Genomic DNA, 21,240 nt, shown 5'->3' with positions numbered 1-21,240 from the left:
GCAACTCTCTAGTTAGATATCGAAGAAAACGGTTTCGTTCGGGCCCTGAAGGTTGATGTCGAACGTGTAGGTGTTTCCCTCCCGGCCAGCAATCAGCGTCGGAACGCGGACTCGGTGTTCGACGCGGGCCAGCACCGGATCTTCCGCATTGGCCTCTTCCTCGTCGCCGAAATACATGCGCGTGTTCAGACCGAGATTGATGCCCCGAGCCACGATCCAGAACGTGATGTGCGGCGCCTGCATGCGTCCTTCAACGAATGGAACCCTGCCCGGCTTGATGGTCTCGAAAGTGAAGACGCCGGATGTCATGTCCGTCGGCTGCCGGCCCCACCCTTTAAAGTTTGGATCGGCGAGACCACGCGTTTCAGCAGGGCTGTTGTAGAGCCCGCTGTGATCGGCCTGCCAGATTTCCAGGAGCGCATCCTTTAGCGGCGTGCCGCTGCCGTCGATGACCTTGCCGGTGATGGTGATGCGCTCGCCGAGCGTATCGTCATTGACCATGACCTTGCCAAGGTCCTCGTCATAGACGCCTTCGATGCCGGTGAAGTTCGGCGTACAGCCGATGTGAACGTAGGGACCTGCGGTCTGTGACGCGCTTTCCTTCAGCATGTTGAGAGCCTGGGTCATGTCAATTGCCCTCCTTGCGGTTTTCGAACATGGTCGAGCGGCGGCCGCGCAACACGATGTCGAACTTGAAGGCCCGTGAATCCATGGGGATGGTGTTGTTCATGTCGAGCGGCGCCGTCAACCGGCTGATCGCTTCCGGATCGCTGATCGTGTTGACGATCGGGCAGATGGAAATCAGAGGATCGCCTTCGAAGTACATCTGTGTGATCAGTCGCTGCGCGAAGCCGTGACCGAAGATCGAGAAGTGGATATGGGCCGGACGCCAGTCGTTGACGCCATTCGGCCACGGATAGGGACCCGGCTTGATGGTCCGGAAGGCGTAGTAGCCGTCGTCATCCGTTATCGTGCGTCCGCAGCCGCCGAAATTTGGATCGAGCGGCGCAAGATAGGTTTCCTTCTTGTGGCGGTACCGGCCTGCGGCGTTGGCCTGCCAGAATTCGACAAGCGCGCCGGAAACGCCCCTGCCCCGTTCGTCCAGCACCCGTCCGTGAACAATAATCCGCTCGCCGATCGCGCTTTCGCCCGGTTTGGCGTAATTGTAGATCAGGTCGTCATCCATCTCGCCAAGCATATCGTGACCGAACACCGGGCCCGCGATCTCGCTGACCGTGTTTGACAACGACAGCAGCGCCTTTTGAGGCGACCGCAGAACGCTGGTCTTGTAGTCAGGCGTGAAGGCTTTTGGATGCCAGCTCCTGTCACGGGGGAAAAACGCCCCGGTTTCCGCTAGTGTATTACGCATTATCGACCTCCAAGGTCTGCTGAGTGGTCCATTGGTATTGAATTACCGGTTCCTCATCCCTCAATGCCAATATTCCATTGCTGGCTTTTCTTTTTTATTACGCAGCCGCACGAAACAGCCGTCAACCTCACGATCCGGTTCCGTCGGCGTCCATTTCGTCGAATGTCTTCTTCACGACCTTGATCGCGTGGTTGGCCGCCGGCACGCCTGCGTACACCGCGACATGCAACATGGCCTCGCGAATGTCCTCGCGCGTGGCGCCGGTATTGGCCGTGGCGCGTACGTGCATGGCGACCTCTTCATAGTGTCCCAACGCAGCGAGCAGCGCAATCGTGACCATGGAACGTTCGCGTCGCGTCCACTGATCCCGCGACCAAACATGGCCCCAGGCGGCTTCCACGATCAGTTCCTGGAACGGTGCATCGAAATCGATCTTGGCGGATTCGGCGCGGTCGACATGGTCGTCGCCGAGCACTTGCCTGCGGGTAGCCATACCCTCGGAATACCGCTTCGAAATTGGCGGGTTGTTTGTCATCGGCCGCTCCGTCATCAATTTGTTCGGGATGTCCTCCGGATCTGCGGCGGCGTCATGCTCGACGCGTTTTCAAACCCGCGCCACACAAACCGGCAACCTCCCTACCGATGACAATTTACATATTTCTTCAGTAATGAATAATGATAAATATCAAACTTTGGATACCGTAAATGATATGAATCAACTCCGACGGATCAAATTGCGTCATCTGGAGACCTTCGTGGAGGTGGCCCGGCAGAAAAGCGTGAGCCGCGCAGCCGACGCGCTCAACCTGACGCAACCGGCCGTGACCCGCACCTTGCGGGAACTGGAGGAGATCTGCGGCAAGCCGCTGGTGGAGAAAGAAGGACGCGGAATCCGGATTTCCCACTACGGCGAGATCTTCCTGCGTTACGCCGGCAGCAGCATCACCGCCGCGCGCAACGGCGTCAACGCGCTGTCCGAACTCAGCCTGGACGATGGACCGCGCATCCGGCTTGGAGCCCTGCCGACTGTCTCGACAACGATTATTCCGCAGGCCGTGTCGCGATACCTGCGGTCGGGCATGCGCAACCGGCTCAAGGTGGTGACCGGCGAAAACCGGGTGCTTCTCGACCAGTTGCGCAACGGCGAACTCGACCTCGTCATGGGCCGGCTGCCGGCGCCGGAGAACATGCAGGGCCTGGTGTTCGAGCCGCTATACCGCGACCGCGTGGTCATCGCCGTCAATGCTTCGCATCCGCTCGCCGGAAAACGACAGATCAGCGTCGACAGCCTCGACGACTATCCGGTCATCGTGCCGAGCGACAACAGCATCATCCGTCCTTTCGTAGACAGACTGTTCGTCGAACAGGGTATTTCCGAGCCGCGACAGGCGATCGAATCCGTTTCGGATTCCTTCGGGCGCGCCATGCTTCGCAATTACCAGGCGATCTGGATCATCTCGCGCGGCGTGATCGCGGCCGAAATCGAAAGCGGCGAATTCGTCACCCTGCCGATCGACACGGAAACGACTCTGGGTTCGATCGGCATCAACACCAGGGCCCAGACGGCGCTTGATCCGGCGGGAGAATATTTCGCAGAAGTTCTGCGCCGGATCGTGGCCGAGGCGGGGTTGGGCCGTGAGTGATGACCTTGTTAAAATTGTGATTGAGCTGGGAGAGGACGGCTGGCTCGGCCATGAGACGGAAGGCGTCTGGGCGGAGAGGATCTCCGACGATCTTTATTGCATTCTGAACAGCACGTGGTTCGCCAAGGGCATCAGCTTCGAAGACGTGGTCGTCACCAGTGAGCGCGAGGAAAAACTGTTCTACGAGCATATCTCAGCGAAATCCGGCAATTCGACTTATCGCATCATGTTACCGGACGAGGACTGCGAAAGCCGGTTCGAAGAATACTGGCGGCCGCTTGAAGCCATTGGCTGCACTTATGAAGGAATGTCATTGGGTAAGAGGCAGCTACTGTCCGTGAATGCACCGAAATCGACGGAAATCAACACAGCCTATCGGCTCCTCAAGGCGGGCGAAGATTCCGGCGTTTGGGTATTCGAAGAGGGAGACTGCGGACACCTCGCTTCAGAAAATGCGAATTGGTAGCCTTGCGACGTTCGCCGATGGTTTTCTAAACTAACGCCTGTCAGAAGATTCGGTATGGCGGGGCGACAATGAAAAACTGGCGGCGAACGAGCACAAAGACGAAACCGGCAATCGGACCGCGTGGGTTCGGACTATTGCTCATAGTCCTTGGCCTGCAGCTCTTTCAGCCGGCCATCGCCAGCGCCCAGACCCCGCAAGGCGTCTCGCAACCCGTCACCGTCGGCGTCTGGATCAACCCGCCCTTCGTCATGAAGAAGGACGACGCCTATACAGGCATGGCGATCCGGTTGTGGGAGATGCTGGCCGAGGAACTGAATCTCGAATACGAGTACAAGGAATATCCGACGGTTCGCAGTCTCGTCGACGCAACGGCTGAAGGCGACAGCGATATCGCCGTCACGAACCTGACGATTACTCGCAACCGCGCCCAGCGTGTCGACTTCACGCAGCCCTGGTATGATGCGGGCCTCAGGGTAATGATCGACGGCGACCGGCGCTCCGGTTTTCGCGACATCATCGCTGGTCTCGCCGACGCCGGCTTCCTGCGCGCCTATGCATGGCTCGTCGGAATCATTATCTTCGCGACGATCCTGCTGACGATATTCGATCGCCGCTTCAATCCGGATTTTCCCAAACGCTGGCGCGATGGCGTCGCGGAGAGTTTCTACACGGTCATGTCGGTTGCGACATCGGGTCGGCCGCCTTCGCGCAAGAACCTGTTCGGCTGGCTCGGGCGCATGTGGCAGGGCGTCTGGCTGATCTGCGGAATCGCCGTCATCGCCTATGTCACTTCCACTGTGACGAGCGTGATGACGACACTGTCGCTGACAAACCAGATCAGCGGCCTCGCGGACCTGCCGGGCAAGACGGTCGGCGTTTTCGAGGGCAGCGTCGCGGAAGAATTCATCGACGCTACTGGCATCGACTACGTGTCCTACAACGGGATCGACAGCGCCGCCGAAGCCCTGCTCGCCGATGATATCGCCGCGATCGTGGGCGATGCGCCGACGCTCGAATACTATACGGAACTGAACGCGGAAGAGCCGTATCAGGTGGTCGGCAAAATCTTCAATCCCGACAAATACGGTTTCGCCCTGCCGCAAAACAGCCCGCTGACCAAATCGCTTACGCTGTCGCTGCTGACGCTGAAGGAAAAAGGCGCTGTGGAGGACCTGCGCTCCGATTATTTCAGTTCAGGGAGATAGCCGCTCTTACACGGCCCAGAACTTCGGGCTGTCCTTGAGTTTCCGCCAACGCTTGCCGGCCTTCTTGTCCGCCGCCTTCGCCTGCTTGCGATGCCATTTGCGGATCACAGCGACGCTTTCATGCAAATCCTCCCGGTCGGGATACCGTTCGGAGATAAATGTCTCCAATCCCTCAGCCATCGCCACATCGTTCAAATAGCCGAAGATGTCCTGCAGCTTCTTCAGGCGCTTGCCAAATTTTTCGGACTCTTTATGCGAGAAGAGAGGCGACAGGAAATCACAGGCGTAGCGCAACGTCTTGAGGGACTTGCGCATCGCGTGACGCTCCGGCGCCTTCTGCCTGTCGAAACCCTTTCCCCGCTTGCGAACGTGCTTCCAGGCCTTGTCCAGTTCGCGCGCTGAAAAGACAGTGATTTCGGCGTTCGCATTTGGCGACAGCCCTTTGTCCAGCGCTCGTTCGACGGCCTGCTCGAACAGCGTGCAGTTCAGCTTGAACCAGGTCCAGCGCCCTTCGGCCAGCGCCTCGCGGACGGCCTGCCGACGGTTCGCCCGCTCCTGTTCCAGAACCAGAAGCAGCGTCTCGAAGCGGCTGTCGGCGCTGTCACGCGCCATCACCGGCGTCACGATATCCTCGATCAGCACATCGGCGTCCCTCGCCGCGCCGACGATGCGACCGAGTTCGCGCGCCTCATCCGAAAGGCGTTCCAGGGCGTCGCTGTCGCCGAGCGAAGAAAACAGCTTCAAGGTCGTGCGCAGACGCCGGAGGCCGACCCGAAGCTGATGCGGGACTTCGGAATCCTCCGAACCGCCAAGCATCGCCCAGTTTCCGAGTATCTGGTTCGCGGCGGACCGGCCGAGCACCTTGATCGCGTCGACCGGCGTCATCTCCGGCGACAGCGCCGGCTTGTCCGCATTGATCGGCCTGGCCGACGCCGTATCCGGCTTGGCCTTTTGCAGAAGCGCGTATCCGCGTTGCGCCTTGCTCATCGTCGCAAGATCAACCGGTTCGCCGTCGAAGAGCTTTTCAGTTGCTTCCAGCAGCGCCCGTGAGGGACCGGACTTGAGCTCGAGCTCTATCTCGCTGATTTCTTCAGACTCGCCTGACGCCTCCACCGTTCCGTCATCCACGGCCAGTTCGATAACGGCTTCTCCGTCGCAATCGAGCAGCCAGATCGTTCTGTCGATCAGGGTTTCGAACACCGGATCGAGCGGCTTGGCGTCGACCAGCTTCGCGAACCATTCCTTTTGTTCGTCGCCGCCGATGCGGTCGAGTTCGAGCGACGGCCCGCCAACCTCCACTTCCGTTTCGATTGGATTGGACACGCCATTGACCACGCCGGTTCCGCTCTTGAACGTCTGCAGCCATCCGCCGCCCTTGGCCCGCAAACGCAACGATGCGCTTTGATTGCGAAGACTGTGATCGGGCGTGTCATAGTAGATGGAACGGAGCGACGTTCGCGACGGCTTGACCGCAGCCATTGCCGTGAAAACCGGCTTGCGCTTAACCCTGTCGAGAATGTCGGGGCCGACCTCAAGCTTGATTTCGAGTTCTCGTTGGCCCATTGGAATGTGACAACTTCATAACATTATCGACAGCAATTCGTAGCACCGGATAAAAGATGCGGCAAGCACAGTCCGACGCTTGCTCCGGCGTGGATTTTCATCACTGCCAGGTTTCGCTAAATTGAGGGGCTTGTGAAGCGGTTCTTTGCTAGTCTGCCGCGACCATATGTGAGGAGAGCTCTTGATCACATTCCATCAGTTGCGCGAAACCCTGTTCGGCGCGCCTGACATCGCCAGCCTTCCAGAACGCGTCCAGGAGGATGTGGAGCGCAAGGAATGGGCGAACGAGGTGTTTCTCCGACTGATCCATCTCGCCATCATCATTCTCTTCTGCATGATCTACACGGTCGCGCCCAAAACCTTTCCGGACGGCGCGTTTGCCCCGGCGCCTTACGTTCTTGCTATTTTCCTGGTTCTCTCTGTGACGGGGCTGACGTGGTCACTGTTCCGCCTGCCGCCCGACTGGGCCGCCTATCTGTCGATCCTGTTCGATTTCACGCTGCTATACGGGCTGATGGTGAGTTTCCACATGCAGTACATGCAGCCGCCCTCCTTCATCCTGAAGGCGCCGTCACTGCTTTACGTGTTCATATTCATCGCCATCAGGGCGCTGCGTTTCCATCCGAAATTCGTCATCTTCGCGGGATTGGTCGCGGCGATGGGCTGGACCTCGATCATCCTCTACGTGACGAATTTCGACACGACCGACAGCATGCTGACCCGGTCCTATGTCGAATATCTGACGTCCAACACGATCCTGATCGGCGCCGAGATCGACAAGATGGTCTCGATCCTCTTCGTGACCGGCATTCTGGCGCTGGCCGTCAACGGCTCCAAGAACCTGCTGATCCGTTCCGTCGCCGAACAGACGGCGGCGAAAGATCTGTCGAAATTCTTCGACAACCGGGTCGCCGAGGGCATTCGCAAGAACAAGTCGCAAATCGTTGCAGGCACCGGTGAGAAACGTCTGGCGACCATAATGAACATCGACATTCGCGGCTTTACGCAACTGGTCGCCGATCGCGACGCCGATCAGGTCATGCAGCTTCTGTCCGCCTACCAGGCGCGCGTCATCCCGATCATCCATGAATATGGCGGCACGATCGACAAATTCATGGGAGACGGCGTGATGGTGACCTTCGGCGTCGGCGACGAAGAGGAAAACCCGGCCGCCCGCGCCGTGGCGGCCGCCGAACGCATTCTCGGCGAAGCCTCGCAATGGTCCGGGCAGGAAGAAGCGATCCGCGCATTCGGCCCGATCGCCATCGGCATCGGGATCGCGACCGGAACCGTGAGCTGGGGCGCCGTAGGCCACGGCGACCGGCTGGAGATGACGGTGATCGGCGCCAGCGTGAACCTGTCCGCCAAGCTGGAAAAGCTGAACCGCACATTCGCCAGCTCCTGCATCTGCGACGCGCGAACATGGAAGAGCGCCGCCGAGCAGGGTTACAACGGCGCACTCACGGGAACGGAATTGCGCACGGCCGTGGAAGGCGCCGGCGCGTCAGTCGACATCGTCGTGCTTGGCATGGCGCCCATAGAGGCCGAAACAGAACAGACGGCGGAAACGATCAAGCGCTGATTATGAGATGAAAAAACCGCCGGATGATCAATCGATCGGGATCAAGAAGCGATGACCACCCGGCGGTTGCCTGCGACGTCGCTTGATGGACGTCTTGTAGGGTCCCCTCTGGACCTGCCAACTTTCTTGCAAACAGTGTGCCAGTTTTGATAATCCTGATTATTGTCAATGATTACAGGTGGTTAGATTTTTATTTGAATGTCGGCGAAACTAGCCATGCGCACAGAATGTTCACTCCGGCCCGGCTTTGATGATTTTTTAGTCAGAGATCGTCTTTGACTAAAGTATAATCCCCCGTCTGGCTTCGTTTCGGGAATTCGGCTTTTCAGGTGGCTTTGTTTCGGGAATCCGGTTTTCTCGACGTAGTTAGCGCCACTTTGCCCACCCGAACTCCATCCTGTCTGGAAGGCCTCTTGTAGCATAAAACCGGTTAAAAAGCAGCCAAAATGTTCAGCTTCCGTTCCGCTCAATCAGCAACGACCTCCGTGATCCAGCCGTCCTCGCCCGCCATGAGACGAATGATCTCGTCCTCGTGCAGGAAATCGATGCTGTGGACGACGGTGGCGCCGGCGTCGAGGAAGCAGACATTGTAGTTCGGCGCGACCGGCCCGTAGGCCATGACGCGCGGATCGCCTGAAAACTCCGGCCAGCAGGGATGGTTGGTGGAGCGCGGCGCGGAGAGCGGAATGCCCTCCACGGAGCCGCTCAGCGTGTAGTGACAGTGGCCGAAGAAAATGTGCTTCACGATTTCCGAGTGGGCGCGCAGGATCTCCCGCAGTTCGTGTTGCTGGATAATGCCGATCAGGTCGGCGTTGGCGACGTGGACGGTGAGCGGGTTGTGGTGCATGAACAGCCAGACATCCATTCCGGCGGCGCGCGCGTCGGCGAGGGTCTCGTTCAACCATTCCTGCCGGCGTTCACAGTAAACCCCGGCGTGGGTTCCAGGCTCATTGGTGTCCATGTAGACGAAGAGCCCGGCCGGCGTTTCCTCCGTCCACTGGATGAAGCCGTTCTCGTCGCGTGGGGTGTTGGGAAACACCCGTGCGAAATTGTTCCGGTTATCGTGGTTGCCGATCATCAGACGCGGCGCGAGCGCGTCCTTGAGCGCGGATTTGTCGAGCATGTCGCGCAGACGGATATAGCTCGCTTCCTGACCGTGGTGGGTCAGATCGCCGGTGATTACGATGCAATCGGCGTCCATATGGTGTTTTTCGACATGCGCGATGCACCTGCCGAAATTATCGACCGGATCGGAATCGAGAATAGTCTCCGAATTGATATGGATGTCCGATATATGTACGAGCTTCATGGATTGGCCTTGCTTTGCGGTATGTGGCGCGGCGTCCTGTTCTGCGGAAGCTGTCGCTTCGAAGATTCCTGGAAGGATCCACGGTCTGGCGCGCCTCCGTTGGACGGGACATCGCGGACTCTGTGCGAACAAAGTTACAGGATCAAGACACGATTGTTCCAGTCGTCGGATGCCTGGAGCACACGACTTGCGCAAGCACGGTTGAATGCGCCCGCAGCGGCCGGGCAACTTTCAAACCAGGAAAATTTCAGCTGAAATAGCCCGTCGTTGTGGATTTGAAATCGGCCAGAACAGGCTCAGGGCTTCAATGTCTCCACGAACCAGGCGGTCGCCATCTCGGCGGCCTTCTCCACCTTCGACTTGTCAGAATAAAGCGTCATGTGACTGGTGTGCGGCAGCACTTCGAGCTTCTTCTTGTTCGTCGGGATCTGATTGAACGCGTTGATTTCAAGATCCCACAGCGTCAGGTCGTCGCCTTCGGCAACGATCATCAATGTCGGCGTGTCGTAGATGCGCTTGACGAACGGACCGACGTCGTAGTTCAGCAACAGGTCGACCGATTCCACCGTGCTCTTGTTCTGATACAGCGGCGCTTCCGTTTCCTTGATCTGCATGAAGGTGCGGACCGTCTCGGGGAACGGCCAGGACGAGACTTCCTTCGAAGAGTCTTCCGTCGCATGCGGAAGGTAGAGCCGTTCGCCGGGCTTCTCGTAGCGCATGGCCCGGTCCTTCAGGATCAGATCCCAAAGCGCCCGGTATTCCATCGTGCCGTGGGCGCGACGCATGTTCTCGTATCCGTCGACCACCGGAATCTGGCTGACGATCGCCTTGATGCGGGGATCGGTTGCGGCAAGGATCAGCGCATGGCCTCCTGAATAGGAGATGCCCCAGACGCCGAGCCGGTCCGGATCGACGTTCTCGTGGCGCTCCAGGAAACTCAGCGCGTTCTGGTAGTCGCGGATCTGCGCCCAGGGGTCGAGGTGCTGGCGGTTGTCGCCGTCCGATACGCCAAGATTGCGATAATCGAAAATCATGGCGTTGACGCCGGCCTCGGCGAAAGCCTTGGCGTAAACCGGCATGACGATCTCGCGCACATAGCACCAGCCGCCGGCGAGCACCACGGTCGGCCGTTTCTCCGTGGGGTGGCCACGATAGAACCAGGCCCGACAGGTTGTTCCCTCCGACTGGAATTCGACATCGATACGTTCGGTCACTTTACGTTCTCCTTGTGGGCCGGTTCCCTGCCGGGATCAGTTTCCGGTAAATTTCGGCGCGCGCTTTTCGCGAAACGCCGCAACGGCTTCCCTGTGGTCGTCCGACACGTTCGAAAGCGACTCATACGCAATGCTCGGATCCATCACTGCGTGCGCCACCTGTTTTAACGCCAGGTTCGACACCACCTTCGTCCAGCGGATCGCCTTTCGGGCGCCCGATGCAAGACGATCAGCGAGCTGGTCGACGTCATCGTCGAGAGTGTCTGCGGGAACGGCGCGATTGATCAGCCCCATGCGGGCGGCCTCAGGCGCCGGTATCAGGTCGCCTGTCAGGAGATATTCCTTTGCGCGAAGATAGCCGATCAGATGCGACCACAGCACGGCGCCGCCATCGCCCGCGACGAGGCCGACCGCCACGTGCGGATCGCCGATTTTCGCGCGTTCGTCAGCAATGACGACATCACAACCGAGCGCAATCGTCGCGCCAAGTCCGATTGCGTGGCCGTTCAAGCGGCATATCAGCGGCTTCTCGAGATCAAGCTGCGAAAAAACAATGCGTTTTGCCTCGTAGGCGGTCTGTTCGAACAGACGCGGCGCATCGATAGCATCCTGCATCCAGTCGATGTCCCCGCCGGCGCAGAAAGCCCGTCCCGCGCCCGTCAGGACAACAATGTCCGACTCCGCATCGTCGTTGAGATCGACAAAGACCCGCGACAGTTCCGTATGCATCCGGGCGTTGACGGCGTTCAAACTGTCCGGAAGGTTCAGGGTCGCAGTGATGACACGACCTCTGCGCTCAAACCGGATCGTCTCGTATGCATCTGTCCAACTCATGCCAACTCCTCCCGAAAATGGCGCTCAGCCCTGTTCAATGCGGCAGACCGGCGCGCCGACCTCCAGTTCGCTGCCCTCTCCGGCAATGATAGACAGAAGCGTTCCATCACAGGGAGCTTCCACCTCGCTCACGACCTTTTCTGTTTCGACGGCGTAAAGGATTTCGCCTTCCTTGAAGCTGTCGCCTTCGGCCTTATGCCATTCCGTCAGGGTTCCCTCTTCCATATTCATGGAAAGCTTCGGAAGTTTCAGTACGGCCTTCACTGCCCTGTCTCCTTGATCAGTCTTTGAACTGCGGCCACGACGTCGTCGGGCCCCGGTATCATCGCCTTCTCCAGCGGAGGCGAATAGGCGACCGCCAGATCCGGAGTCGTCACCGGGATGATCGGCGCCCTCAGCGCCGAAAATGCTTTTTCGCAAACGAGCGCCGAGATATGGTTTGCAACACTGCCGGCCGCGCGGGCCTCGTCCACAACCACCAGACGGCCGGTCTTTCGCACGGAAGCGAGAATGGCGTCCTCATCCAGCGGATAGGAGGTGCGCGGATCGACGATCTCGACGGAAACGCCTTCTTCGGCGAGCGCGTCGGCGGCGCGGGTAGCGATACGCAGCATCGCCCCGACAGCGACGATCGTCACGTCATCGCCCTGCCGCGTCACATGCGCGCTGACCAGCGGAACCGTATGGTCGCCTTCCGGGATATCCCCCATTTCGCCGCCACGGCTCGTAGGCTGCAGGAAAAACACCGGATCGTCTGTGCGGATCGCGGTCTTCAAAAGCCCCTTCGCGTCTGCCGAACAGGACGGCGTCGCCACATAGACGCCTCCCAGAGAGGCCACCGGCACATGCGGATAATCGGAGTGCTGGCCGGCGTTCGATCGGCCGCCACCGCCGGCTGCCATGAACACCACAGGCAATCGTATCTGACCGTTCGTCATCAGCCTCAGGCGCGAGGCCTGATTGGCGATCGCATCGAAAGCCGTGTAGATAAAATTCGCGTACATGAGGTGACACACGACGCGGTAACCGGCGGCCGCTGCGCCAACAGCCATGCCGCTCATGACCGCTTCCGAGATCGGCATATCCCGGACACGGTCCGGACCGAAACGATCGAGCAGGCCGCGCGTATCGCCAAAGATGGAAGCTCCGACATCTTCGCCGATCACGATGACGCGTTCGTCGCGCTCCATTTCCTCAAAGAGAGCATCGTTTATGGCGTGGATCATACGCTTGCGCATCATACAGCCCCCAGCCGATGGCGTTCCAGATTGCCGATTTCGGGATAGGGATCGTCAGCGACGGAGTCCGCTGCATCCTTGATCATTCGGCCGATGTCTTCTTCCAGTTCCGCGAATTTGCCGGACGCCATCTCGCCTTTGTCCACAAGCCGGCGGGCGTAACGCTCGATCGGATCTTCCGCGCGCCAGCGTTCGATTTCGTCATCTTCCCGATAGCGGGTTTTCAAAAAGGCCTGCTCACCCTCGACATGGCCGTGTATCCGGTAGGTCAGCGCTTCGATCAGCGTGCCCCCCCGGCCATTACGAGCCCGGTCCAGAGCGGCTTCGGAAGCTTCCAGAACGGCGTCGAGATCGTTGCCGTCGACCTGGACGGAAGGCACACCATAGGGTTCCGCCCGCCTGTAAATGTCGCCTGCAATCACATTGCTGCTCGGTGAAAACTCGGAAAATCCGTTGTTTTCGCAAACGAGGATCAGCGGCAGTTTCCAGAGCGCCGCAACATTAAGCGCCTCTCCGAGGACGCCCTGAGCCGCTGCTCCGTCGCCGAAGAAACAGACGCCAACGCGATTTTCACCATCGAGCTGCGCAGCAAGGGCTGCGCCCGTTGCAAGCGCCACGCCGCCGCCGACGATGCCGTTTGCGCCGAGAATGCCCTTCGATACATCGGCGACGTGCATGGACCCGCCGAAGCCTCCGCAAATACCGGTGCTTCTCCCGTAGATTTCAGCGAACATGGCTTTCGGGTCGCCGCCTTTCGCGAGGAAGTGTCCGTGACCGCGATGGGTGGACGTGATCCAGTCGCGATCGTCAAGCTCTGCGCAAATCCCGGTCGCGACAGCCTCCTGGCCGATATAGAGATGCACGGGCCCCGGGAGCAATCCGGCCTTGAAGTCGCTTGCGAGGCGCTCTTCCGCCTTGCGGATCGTCAGCATCATTCGCAGCAGATCGAGTGACCCCGCCGCGCGCGTGTTGGATATCATGTCAAGCAACCGCCGTTGGTTTGCGGAGCGGCGATCAAAGACGCCGCTCCAGGCTCGTCCGGTCAGATCCGCTTCAACAAGTCCCCAAGCCAATCGGCCTGAACCTTGGCGATCTTTCCGAGGTGATCCGTGTTTGTGTAGAGGCTCATGTGATCGACGCCGCGCACGACAGCGAGTTCCTTGTCGGCGCACGGAATGGCGTTGAAAATCTCGACTTCGAGGTCCGCGGATGTGATGTTGTCGGCCTTGGCGAGCGCCACCATAGCCGGCGTTTCGATAATGCGTTCCGCGTAGGGTTTGACGACATAGCGCAGCAGCAGCTCGACCGACTCGACGGTGTTCCAGTGCTCGTGGAGCGGCGCCTCGTTCGCCTTGATCCCCATGAATCCGGCATAGACGTGCGGGAATGGCCAGGAGCTCATCTCTTTCGACGGATCGGATTCCGGCGACATCGCCAGACGCGCGCTCGGTTTTCCCTCGTACCGGTTCTTGCGATCTTCGGCGATGACCTTGAGCAGCTCGGCGTAGCGACGCTCGCCATGGCACCGGCGCATCGTCTGGAAGCCGTCGACGACCGGCACAGTCGAGATCGTCCACGCGGCGCGCGGATCAATCGCGTTCAGAATGATGGCGTGGCCGCCCGAGTAGGAAATGCCCCAGTATCCCGAACGCGCGATGTCGATGCCGTCCAGCGTTTCAGCAAATGAAAAGGCATTCTGATAGTCCTCGATCTGCTCCCACGGATCGAGATGCTGACGCGGCTCGCCGGAGCTTTCACCGAAATTGCGATAGTCGAAATAGAGAGTGGCGCAGCCAATATCGTGGAAGAACTTGGCGTAGTGCGGCATGACGACTTCCTTGGTGTAGCACCATCCGCCGGCCATGACGACGATCGGCACGTCGCCGGACGCATTTTCCGGGCGGATATAAACTCCGCTCAGCGTTTCTCCACCACTCTTGAACTCGACCTTCTGCATTGGAACCTCCCAAAATTTGAATGCCCGGATGATGAGCAAACCAGACTTGGATGTCAATAGAATTTTGAACCAATATTCGGGTATTGTTGTGAACCGGGATTCGATGATCCAGACGCGTTCACACCTACTCGGGCAGTCGTACAGAAGAACTATTTTTTTATATTGAAAACAATTGCCTGGAGCAACTTACCGCGCTTCCAGACCCTGCTCCAGGAAGCTCCGATAGGTGTCGAAGACGTGACCGGGAAGCGACCGATCCGTCGCCGTCGGCGGCAGATACCGCGCTGCAAAATAATGCCGGGCGGCCATCATGATATAAGCCAGAGCAGGCAGATCCCTCTCCTCGAACCGCAAGAGTTCGCCGTTCGCCTGCGCGCGACGCATCGTGCGGACGTAACTGTCCGCCAGATCGAAAAAATGCCTGCGGTAGGTTTCCGTCGCATAAACAGCAGCAGCCGATTCGATCCTGATGTACCACGGCTGATGACGAAGATAGTCGAAGAAGCCCACAAAGCCGGCGTATTCGCGGTCTATGAAGCGGGTGTTGCCCGCGACGAACAGACGAACGTGGGCGACCATCTTCGCCCTGACGTGATTGAGCAGTTCGTCGAATATTTCCTGCTGACTTTCAAAATGACTGTAGAAGGTTCCGACAGCCAGATCGGCCTCCTCGACGATCGCCTTGATCGTCGCATCTCCGAAGCCGACATTCCAGACGACTCGCGCCGCCGCCTCCAGCAAGGCCTCCCGGGTCGTCATGGACTGGTTCTCGGCAAGCGGAACGGATGACGGCATGCGCGCCTCGATCGGCTCGTCGAACCCGCGCCTTATGAAGCCGATATAGGTGTCTGCGACCCACTCTGGGAAAAGTCCATTCGTTGCGTCGCCGTCGAAAGGACGCGCCTGCGCGCCCAATCCCAAGTGCCCATAGGAGCCGCCCAGCACCTCGCCGATATCGCGAAAGGAGTCCTTATTCTGCAGCCGCAACTGACCTTCATCCGCAGCGCGCTGCAAGGCCTTCAGATATCGGCCTTCAACGCGATCCATATGCTGCGCGTAGCTGGTCGGCGCCGCGCTTTCGGCATCCGTCAGAACGCGGAGAAAATAGGGATGGCGCTTCAGATAACGCGAATAGGCGAGAAACGCCGAGCGCTCCGTATCGAAGAAATTGTCGCTGATCACCGTGTGCTTGTTGATCAACCGAAAAAACCTGGCGCCTTCCACTTTCAGCAGTTCTTCCAGGTAGGCCTGGTGGCTCTCGAAATAGGAATAGAGGGTTCCCTGTGCGAGACCTGCCGCGGCCGTAACACGCGAGACCGATGCGTTCACGTAGCCATATCTGGAGACGATCCGCAGTCCGGCGCTGATCAGGGCTTCGCGTCGTTCGCGTTGCTGATCGCCGCGTGATTTCTTCTTCCTAGCCGTTTTCATCAGCCGCCTTGCCGGCCGGAGCAAACTCGGAGGCAATCTTTCTAAGCATGTCTTTCCTGACCTTCCCGGCTGCGGTGTATGGCACCTCGGAAACAATCTCCAGTCGTTCCGGAAACTTCTGCCGCGCCAGGCCAGAACGGTCAAGACTTTCCACCAACTCTCCAAAACTCAATGTTTTTCCGGGCTGGAGCACGACGAAAGCGCAGCCGGTCTCTCCAAGACGGGCATGCGGCATGGCCACGACGGCGGCCTCCTTGACCGCGTCCAGCTTGTAGATCTCGTCCTCGATCTCCTTTGGACTGAGATTCTCGCCGCCCCGGATTATCAGATCCTTCTTTCGACCGGTGATCACGAGACATCCTTCTTCAGTCATCATGGCAAGATCGCCGGTGTGAAAATATCCATCCGAATCGAAGGCCGCGTCATTATGTTCGGCAAGCGTGTACCCCAGGCAGACTTCCGGACCCTTCGTGATGATCTCCCCCTCCTCACCCGGCGCAACATCGTTGCCCTCCAGATCGACGAGCCTGATGTCATGGCCAACAACGAAGCCTTCCGTCGTCGCCGCAAGCCGGGCCCGCTCGCGTTGCGGCACACCCAGCGTCACCGTAGGCGCTTCCGTGCTTCCGTAGAGCCTGAACGCAGCGCAGTTCTCCATCGCCGCATTGGCGCGCTCCACGATTTCCGGCGGCACGGGCGCGCCGCCGCTGGCGAAATAGCGCATGCTCGGCAAATGCCGTCCCTGCGCTTTCGCAAAGCTGGCGAGTTCCTGAAGAAACGGCGTCGCGCCGATGGTGAACGTCACCTGGTGCCGGTCAATGAGTTCCGTCGCGCGCCCGACCTCCCAGGCGTCCATCAGAACCGCCTTGGCGCCGAGCGTGATCGGCAACTGAATTCCGTAGAGGTACCCTGTGATGTGGCTCAACGGAGACGGCATCAGGATCACGTCGTTCCCGCTCATTCCAAGATACCGGATAAAGTTCCCTATTTCTGCGCCGATCGTGTTGTGGCTGTGGAGGACGCCCTTGGCGCGCCCCGTAGTGCCCGACGTATACATGAGGAGCTTGATGGAATTGGCGTCGACGGGCGACCGCTCTTCGCCGGAATCATCAACGTCGAAAAGATCGTCGAATCGCGTTTCCCCGACAACGCCTTCCGGTCGCACGACAACGGTCCGGAACGTGTGGCCGAGCTTGTCTCCGATCCGCCTCGCCATATCGATATAGTCGAAATTCCGGAATCGGTGCGGAACAAGAAACAGCGCGGAGCCGGCGTCTTCGATAATGTGCTTGACCTCCGCCTCGCGATAGATCGGAACGATCGGATTGCAGACGAAACCGCCATAGGCGCAGGCCACATCGATGAACACGACTTCGCGCCAGTTCGGAAGCTGAAAACTGACGACGTCGCCCGGCCGCAGGCCGAGCCTCTCGAAAGCGGAGCAAAGACGAAGCGAGGCGTCGCGGGTTTCTTTCGCAGTCAGGGTTTCATCGCCATCGACGAAGAGGACTATATCCGGATCGCTCGCGCAGAGCGCATCCAGACGCATTGCAATCGTCTTGCCTTCCCAGTCGCCGCTCGACGCCCACATTTCGGCGGGAAGGAGCTCGATGCGTGACTTCCATTTCTTTATGCCCACTCTTTCCTCCTCCGTGAACAACGAATTGAAATTAGCTGTTGTCAGCCCAAAACTCAAACTGAATATTGATTCAAAATTTTAATTGACTACCCGGCATTTTGAGGACAGGGTTACGGCCATTCCGGAGACCCGAGGAGGATGGACGCCAAAACAGCTTTCGGCGTTCAGGTCGGTCGCAAACCGGATGATGGAGCCTGTATATGCGGGCTTTGGTGAGGAGCATGACCATAGAACTGCCATCGCATATCGACCAGCTTCGCGACACCTTGCGCCGTTTTGCCGAAAGGCACATGCCGCGCCGGGAAGCGGCGCGCTGGGACAAGGAAAACACCTTTCCGCGAAACGTCTTCGAGGAGCTGGCGGCCCTCGGGGTCATGGGCAGCACCATTCCGGAAGAATTCGGCGGGACAGGCCGCGACATCCTCGCAACCCTCGTCACTATTGAGGAACTGTCGCGCCGCAGCCTCGCCATTTCGGTGCCATACATCATGTGCGCCTGCTATGCCGGCATGAACATTCTCGAATGCGGGTCCGAACGCCAGAAAGCCGACTTTTTACCACGAATAGCCGCCGGCAAGCTGATATTCGCCTATGGGTGGACGGAAGCGGATACGGGAGCCGATCTCGCCAGCGTCAAGACCACGGGCAGGATCGAAGGCGACGAACTCGTCATCAACGGTTCGAAGCGCTTCTGTTCGGGCTCCGAGATCTGCGATTACATCTATGCCCTGATCCGCACCGGCGAGCAGGGCGAGCGTTACAAGAACCTTTCGATCGTCCTGATTCCGCCCGACAGTCCGGGCGTCGAGATCCAACCCATCGAATCCATGGGCATGAAGGGCGCGCGCACTACCGACGTCAGTTTTACGGATGTCAGGGTTCCCCTCGAAAATATCGTGGGCGAGCAGGACGGCTTCAATCGCGGATGGGGCATGATCACGTCTTCCGGCCTCGACGTTGAAAAGCTGGAAGTCGCTGCAATCGCGCTGGGCATTGCGGAAGCAGCCTGTGACGACGCCTGGGAATACAGCGAGACGCGCAAGCAGTTCGGCGCGACGATCAGCACATTCCAGTCGATCCGGCACCAGCTCGCGGAAATGAAGACACAGCTTCATGTCGCACGGCTCGCCACCTATCACGCCGCGATGCTCTCAGACCGCGAAGCCCCGCGCCGGGTCGAGACATCGATGACCAAACTGTTCGTCACAGAGGCGGCCAAGAAGGTGGTGCTCGACGCACAGAGCATCTTCGGCGCCTACGGCTATGTCCGTGATTTCGACATCGAGCGAAACGTGCGCGACGTGCTTCTGATGCCCATCATCGGCGGGTCTTCCGCCGTACAGCGCAACAACATCGCAAACTGGCTTGGCCTCGCGCGCTAGCCGACTGGAGGTACCTGCGTGTCACAGAACAATTCCTTCGACGTGATTATTAGATGCAATGGCGTGGCGACCGGCAAGATGCGGAACGAGACGAAAATCGACATCGTCGAGCCGTTCAATGAAAGCCACGAGCTTGCGTCGGACGAAGGTCCGTTCCATGGCGGCGATTCGACAGCTCCGCCTCCCCTGACCTATTTCGTCGGCGGCTTTGTCACCTGCCTCATGACGCAGATTCGCGCCTTCGCCAAACGGTTCAGGATCAAGCTCGACGACCTGACCGTCGACGCCGAATTCTCATGGAAAGGTCTGATCGAACCCGGCAAGCCCTACAAGGCTGCGCCCGTCGGAATAACGATGGACATCGCCATCGACAGCGAAACGCCGATCGAGCAACTCGTGGATCTCATCATCGCCGCCAAGGAGGGCTGCTTTGTCGAGGCCATAATCTCGGACCGGATTCCGGTCGTTCACAGACTGAAGACGCCAACGGGATGGATCGACTGCTGAACCCTTAACAAAGGAGCCTTTCGCATGCCACGAATCGATGCCATTTCAGAGAGCAGCATGGACGCTGACGCGCGCGAACTCATCGACAACGCGGAAGCGCGCGGCGCGCCAGATCCGCGCATCATGAGCATCTTCGTTCGCAACGAGACCACCGGGCGTCGCTGGGCGCGCTACTGGAACGATCTCCTCTATGAAGGCGTGCTGCCCCATCGCCTAAAGGAACTCTGTCGTATTCACATGTCCGTGGCGCATCGCTGCGGATACTGCTCGACCGTTCGTTCCAAGCAGGCGAAAGAGGAAGGTCTCACGGAGCAGCTGCTCTGGGACTCCTACGAATACGAAACGTCGCCCGACCTGAGCGAAAAGGAAAAGGCGGCCCTGTGGTACGCCGACCAGTTCAAGAAGGGAGAGGACGCGATCGACAGCGACGACGTCTTCACCAGGCTCCGCAAGCATTTCACGGATGAGGAAATCATTGAACTGGGTCTGTTCTGCGCAGAGGTGGACGGCGTCGGCAAGTTCGCGCGGTCGCTTCAGGTCATAAGCTGGAACGAGGCCTGCGAGATAAATCCGAATTTGGGAACGCATGCAGACAATGGCCGGAGCGCCAAAGCCTGATGGCCGCGCGACGGAACTATCGATTGCGCAAAACAATATCGCTGGAGGCGCACAACATCGAAAACTGACTAGAATATTGGTTCAATATTCGCTATTGTTCGACACATTGGCGGGTCCGGTAGAGGAAATGTTGCATCCTGCGACATGCCGGAACGCCCCCGGAACGATCGGTTGTCGATCGGATCTAACTCAAGGGAGGTAAGCGTGAAATTCATATCAGGAAACCTTGCAGGAATTGCGTCAGTCTCTGCCGTGCTTCTCGCCAGCAGCTGCGCCTATGCGCAGGAATCGATCAACATAACCGTCGTGTCGGGATACCCGCCCACCGCGTCCTGGGTCAAAGTCTTCGAAGACTCCTATATACCGGCAGTGGACAAGAAACTGGCCGAGAAGAACGAATACAAGATCAACTGGAACAAGGGGTTCTCCGGAACCATCGTCAAGCCGCGCGGCGAGCTTGAAGCGGTCAGCAGCGGCATCGCGGACATGGGCATCGTCGTGCCGCCCTTCCACGTCGACAAACTGCCCCTGTTCAACGTGTCTTTCGTGACGCCGTTCGCGACCACGGATCTGCATCTGGTGACGGAGACCGTATCCAGGCTGGCGGAAGATATTCCGGAAATGAAGGCCGAATTCGACAAGATCAACCAAGTCTACCTCGGAAGTTCGGGATCGGTTGACAACTATCAGGTCGTCTGCAAGTCCGCGATCGAGAAGCCGGCCGATTTCGAAGGCGTGAAGGTCGTCGGAGCAGGCACGAACCTGCGCTATTTCCAGGGTGTTGGCGCCGTCGGCATCAGCTCCAACCTCGCCGACTACTACAACCAGCTCCAGACAGGCGTCGCCGAATGCGCGTCCGTTTGGGCCGAGGCGGCCGCCGGCTTCAAGATGTACGAGGTCGCGCCTTACTACATCAAGGCCGACCAGGGCGCCGTCACCTCCTTTGCGGTGTCCGCGAACAAGCAGTTCTGGGAAGGTCTGCCGGATCCGGTCAAGGACGTGCTGCGGGAAACGGCCGCAGAGTATGGACAGAGCCTAGCCGACTACGTCGTCGACGCCAGCGCCGCGGCCATCGAGACCTACAAGGAAAACGGTGGTACGGTGATCGAGTACACCCAGGAACAGCGCGAGGAGTGGGCGGCTGGACTTCCCAACATCGCGCAGGAATGGGCGGAACAGACCGAAGCGCAGGGCCAGCCCGGCAACGCGGTTCTGAAGGCTTACATGGACGCGCTGCGGGCTGCGAACCAGCCGATCGCACGGAATTGGGACACCGAGTAAGG

General features: G+C 59.1%; 21 protein-coding genes. 8 read left to right on the top strand and 13 right to left on the bottom strand.

Annotation, left to right across the window (positions count from 1 at the left end; translation table 11 throughout):
* Positions 1-12: 12 nt before the first annotated feature.
* From pcaG to pcaC, 3 genes are all read right to left on the bottom strand, one after another.
* A complete protein-coding gene (pcaG, locus tag K1W69_RS03095) occupies positions 13-627 on the bottom strand; it encodes a protocatechuate 3,4-dioxygenase subunit alpha (protein WP_220226865.1) in 615 nt (204 codons plus the stop codon).
* Position 628: 1 nt separating this feature from the next.
* On the bottom strand, positions 629-1,369 hold the full coding sequence (pcaH, locus tag K1W69_RS03090; protein WP_220226864.1) for a protocatechuate 3,4-dioxygenase subunit beta: 741 nt from the start codon (positions 1,367-1,369) through the stop codon (positions 629-631).
* Between the two features lie 127 nt (positions 1,370-1,496).
* The gene (pcaC, locus tag K1W69_RS03085; RefSeq protein WP_220226863.1) at positions 1,497-1,904 is read right to left on the bottom strand and encodes a 4-carboxymuconolactone decarboxylase; all 408 of its coding nucleotides are present in this window, start codon (positions 1,902-1,904) and stop codon (positions 1,497-1,499) included.
* Between the two features lie 175 nt (positions 1,905-2,079).
* Here pcaC and pcaQ point away from each other — a divergent pair, with 175 nt between their 5' ends.
* The 3 genes from pcaQ (at position 2,080) to K1W69_RS03070 (ending at position 4,683) form a co-directional block, all read left to right on the top strand.
* A complete protein-coding gene (gene pcaQ, locus K1W69_RS03080; protein WP_220226862.1) occupies positions 2,080-3,012 on the top strand; it encodes a pca operon transcription factor PcaQ in 933 nt (310 codons plus the stop codon).
* A complete protein-coding gene (locus K1W69_RS03075; RefSeq protein WP_220226861.1) occupies positions 3,005-3,478 on the top strand; it encodes a DUF4265 domain-containing protein in 474 nt (157 codons plus the stop codon). Before pcaQ ends, K1W69_RS03075 begins: the two co-directional genes overlap by 8 nt.
* A gap of 134 nt (positions 3,479-3,612) precedes the next feature.
* Positions 3,613-4,683, top strand: a complete 1,071-nt coding sequence (locus K1W69_RS03070; RefSeq protein ID WP_258570785.1) for a transporter substrate-binding domain-containing protein — start codon at positions 3,613-3,615, stop codon at positions 4,681-4,683.
* Positions 4,684-4,689: 6 nt separating this feature from the next.
* Here K1W69_RS03070 and K1W69_RS03065 read toward each other — a convergent pair whose 3' ends face one another.
* Positions 4,690-6,246: a CYTH and CHAD domain-containing protein gene (locus K1W69_RS03065; protein ID WP_220226859.1), complete on the bottom strand. Its 1,557-nt coding sequence runs from the start codon at positions 6,244-6,246 to the stop codon at positions 4,690-4,692.
* 181 nt (positions 6,247-6,427) lie between these two features.
* Between K1W69_RS03065 and K1W69_RS03060 the strand changes: the two genes are divergently transcribed.
* Positions 6,428-7,828, top strand: coding sequence for an adenylate/guanylate cyclase domain-containing protein (locus K1W69_RS03060; protein WP_220226858.1), 1,401 nt, complete (start codon positions 6,428-6,430; stop codon positions 7,826-7,828).
* Positions 7,829-8,294: 466 nt separating this feature from the next.
* On the opposite strand, the gene K1W69_RS03055 is transcribed toward K1W69_RS03060, so the two are convergent.
* From K1W69_RS03055 to K1W69_RS03015, 9 genes are all read right to left on the bottom strand, one after another.
* A complete protein-coding gene (locus tag K1W69_RS03055) occupies positions 8,295-9,137 on the bottom strand; it encodes a metallophosphoesterase (protein ID WP_220226857.1) in 843 nt (280 codons plus the stop codon).
* Between the two features lie 296 nt (positions 9,138-9,433).
* On the bottom strand, positions 9,434-10,351 hold the full coding sequence (locus K1W69_RS03050; protein WP_220226856.1) for an alpha/beta hydrolase: 918 nt from the start codon (positions 10,349-10,351) through the stop codon (positions 9,434-9,436).
* A 36-nt stretch (positions 10,352-10,387) separates the two neighbouring features.
* Positions 10,388-11,185: an enoyl-CoA hydratase/isomerase family protein gene (locus tag K1W69_RS03045; RefSeq protein ID WP_220226855.1), complete on the bottom strand. Its 798-nt coding sequence runs from the start codon at positions 11,183-11,185 to the stop codon at positions 10,388-10,390.
* Positions 11,186-11,209: 24 nt separating this feature from the next.
* Positions 11,210-11,449, bottom strand: a complete 240-nt coding sequence (locus K1W69_RS03040; protein WP_220226854.1) for a biotin/lipoyl-containing protein — start codon at positions 11,447-11,449, stop codon at positions 11,210-11,212.
* Positions 11,446-12,423 (bottom strand): alpha-ketoacid dehydrogenase subunit beta, encoded by a 978-nt coding sequence (locus K1W69_RS03035; RefSeq protein ID WP_258570784.1) that lies wholly within the window; start codon positions 12,421-12,423, stop codon positions 11,446-11,448. The genes K1W69_RS03040 and K1W69_RS03035 overlap by 4 nt, the downstream gene beginning before the upstream one ends.
* Positions 12,423-13,403, bottom strand: coding sequence for a thiamine pyrophosphate-dependent dehydrogenase E1 component subunit alpha (locus tag K1W69_RS03030; protein WP_220226853.1), 981 nt, complete (start codon positions 13,401-13,403; stop codon positions 12,423-12,425). The genes K1W69_RS03035 and K1W69_RS03030 overlap by 1 nt, the downstream gene beginning before the upstream one ends.
* A gap of 62 nt (positions 13,404-13,465) precedes the next feature.
* A complete protein-coding gene (locus K1W69_RS03025; protein ID WP_220226852.1) occupies positions 13,466-14,380 on the bottom strand; it encodes an alpha/beta hydrolase in 915 nt (304 codons plus the stop codon).
* Positions 14,381-14,566: 186 nt separating this feature from the next.
* Complete coding sequence (locus K1W69_RS03020) at positions 14,567-15,811, bottom strand: TetR/AcrR family transcriptional regulator (protein ID WP_220226851.1); 1,245 nt, start codon at positions 15,809-15,811, stop codon at positions 14,567-14,569.
* Positions 15,798-17,450, bottom strand: coding sequence for an AMP-binding protein (locus tag K1W69_RS03015; protein WP_220226850.1), 1,653 nt, complete (start codon positions 17,448-17,450; stop codon positions 15,798-15,800). Before K1W69_RS03015 ends, K1W69_RS03020 begins: the two co-directional genes overlap by 14 nt.
* Before the next feature lie 221 nt (positions 17,451-17,671).
* Between K1W69_RS03015 and K1W69_RS03010 the strand changes: the two genes are divergently transcribed.
* The 4 genes from K1W69_RS03010 to K1W69_RS02995 all read left to right on the top strand — a co-directional run bounded on the left by K1W69_RS03010 (position 17,672) and on the right by K1W69_RS02995 (position 21,238).
* Positions 17,672-18,832: an acyl-CoA dehydrogenase family protein gene (locus tag K1W69_RS03010; RefSeq protein WP_258570783.1), complete on the top strand. Its 1,161-nt coding sequence runs from the start codon at positions 17,672-17,674 to the stop codon at positions 18,830-18,832.
* A gap of 18 nt (positions 18,833-18,850) precedes the next feature.
* Entirely contained in the window at positions 18,851-19,339 is a 489-nt protein-coding gene (locus tag K1W69_RS03005) for an OsmC-related (seleno)protein (protein WP_220226848.1), read from the top strand.
* Between the two features lie 24 nt (positions 19,340-19,363).
* On the top strand, positions 19,364-19,957 hold the full coding sequence (locus tag K1W69_RS03000) for a carboxymuconolactone decarboxylase family protein (protein ID WP_220226847.1): 594 nt from the start codon (positions 19,364-19,366) through the stop codon (positions 19,955-19,957).
* Positions 19,958-20,161: 204 nt separating this feature from the next.
* Positions 20,162-21,238: a C4-dicarboxylate TRAP transporter substrate-binding protein gene (locus K1W69_RS02995; protein ID WP_220226846.1), complete on the top strand. Its 1,077-nt coding sequence runs from the start codon at positions 20,162-20,164 to the stop codon at positions 21,236-21,238.
* Positions 21,239-21,240: the final 2 nt, after the last annotated feature.

The organism is Flavimaribacter sediminis (assembly GCF_019492055.1).
GTDB classification, from domain to species: Bacteria; Pseudomonadota; Alphaproteobacteria; order Rhizobiales; family Rhizobiaceae; genus Flavimaribacter; species Flavimaribacter sediminis.
The sequence above is the reverse complement of the archived record's forward strand: the minus strand, read 5'-3'. Positions and strand labels throughout refer to the sequence as shown.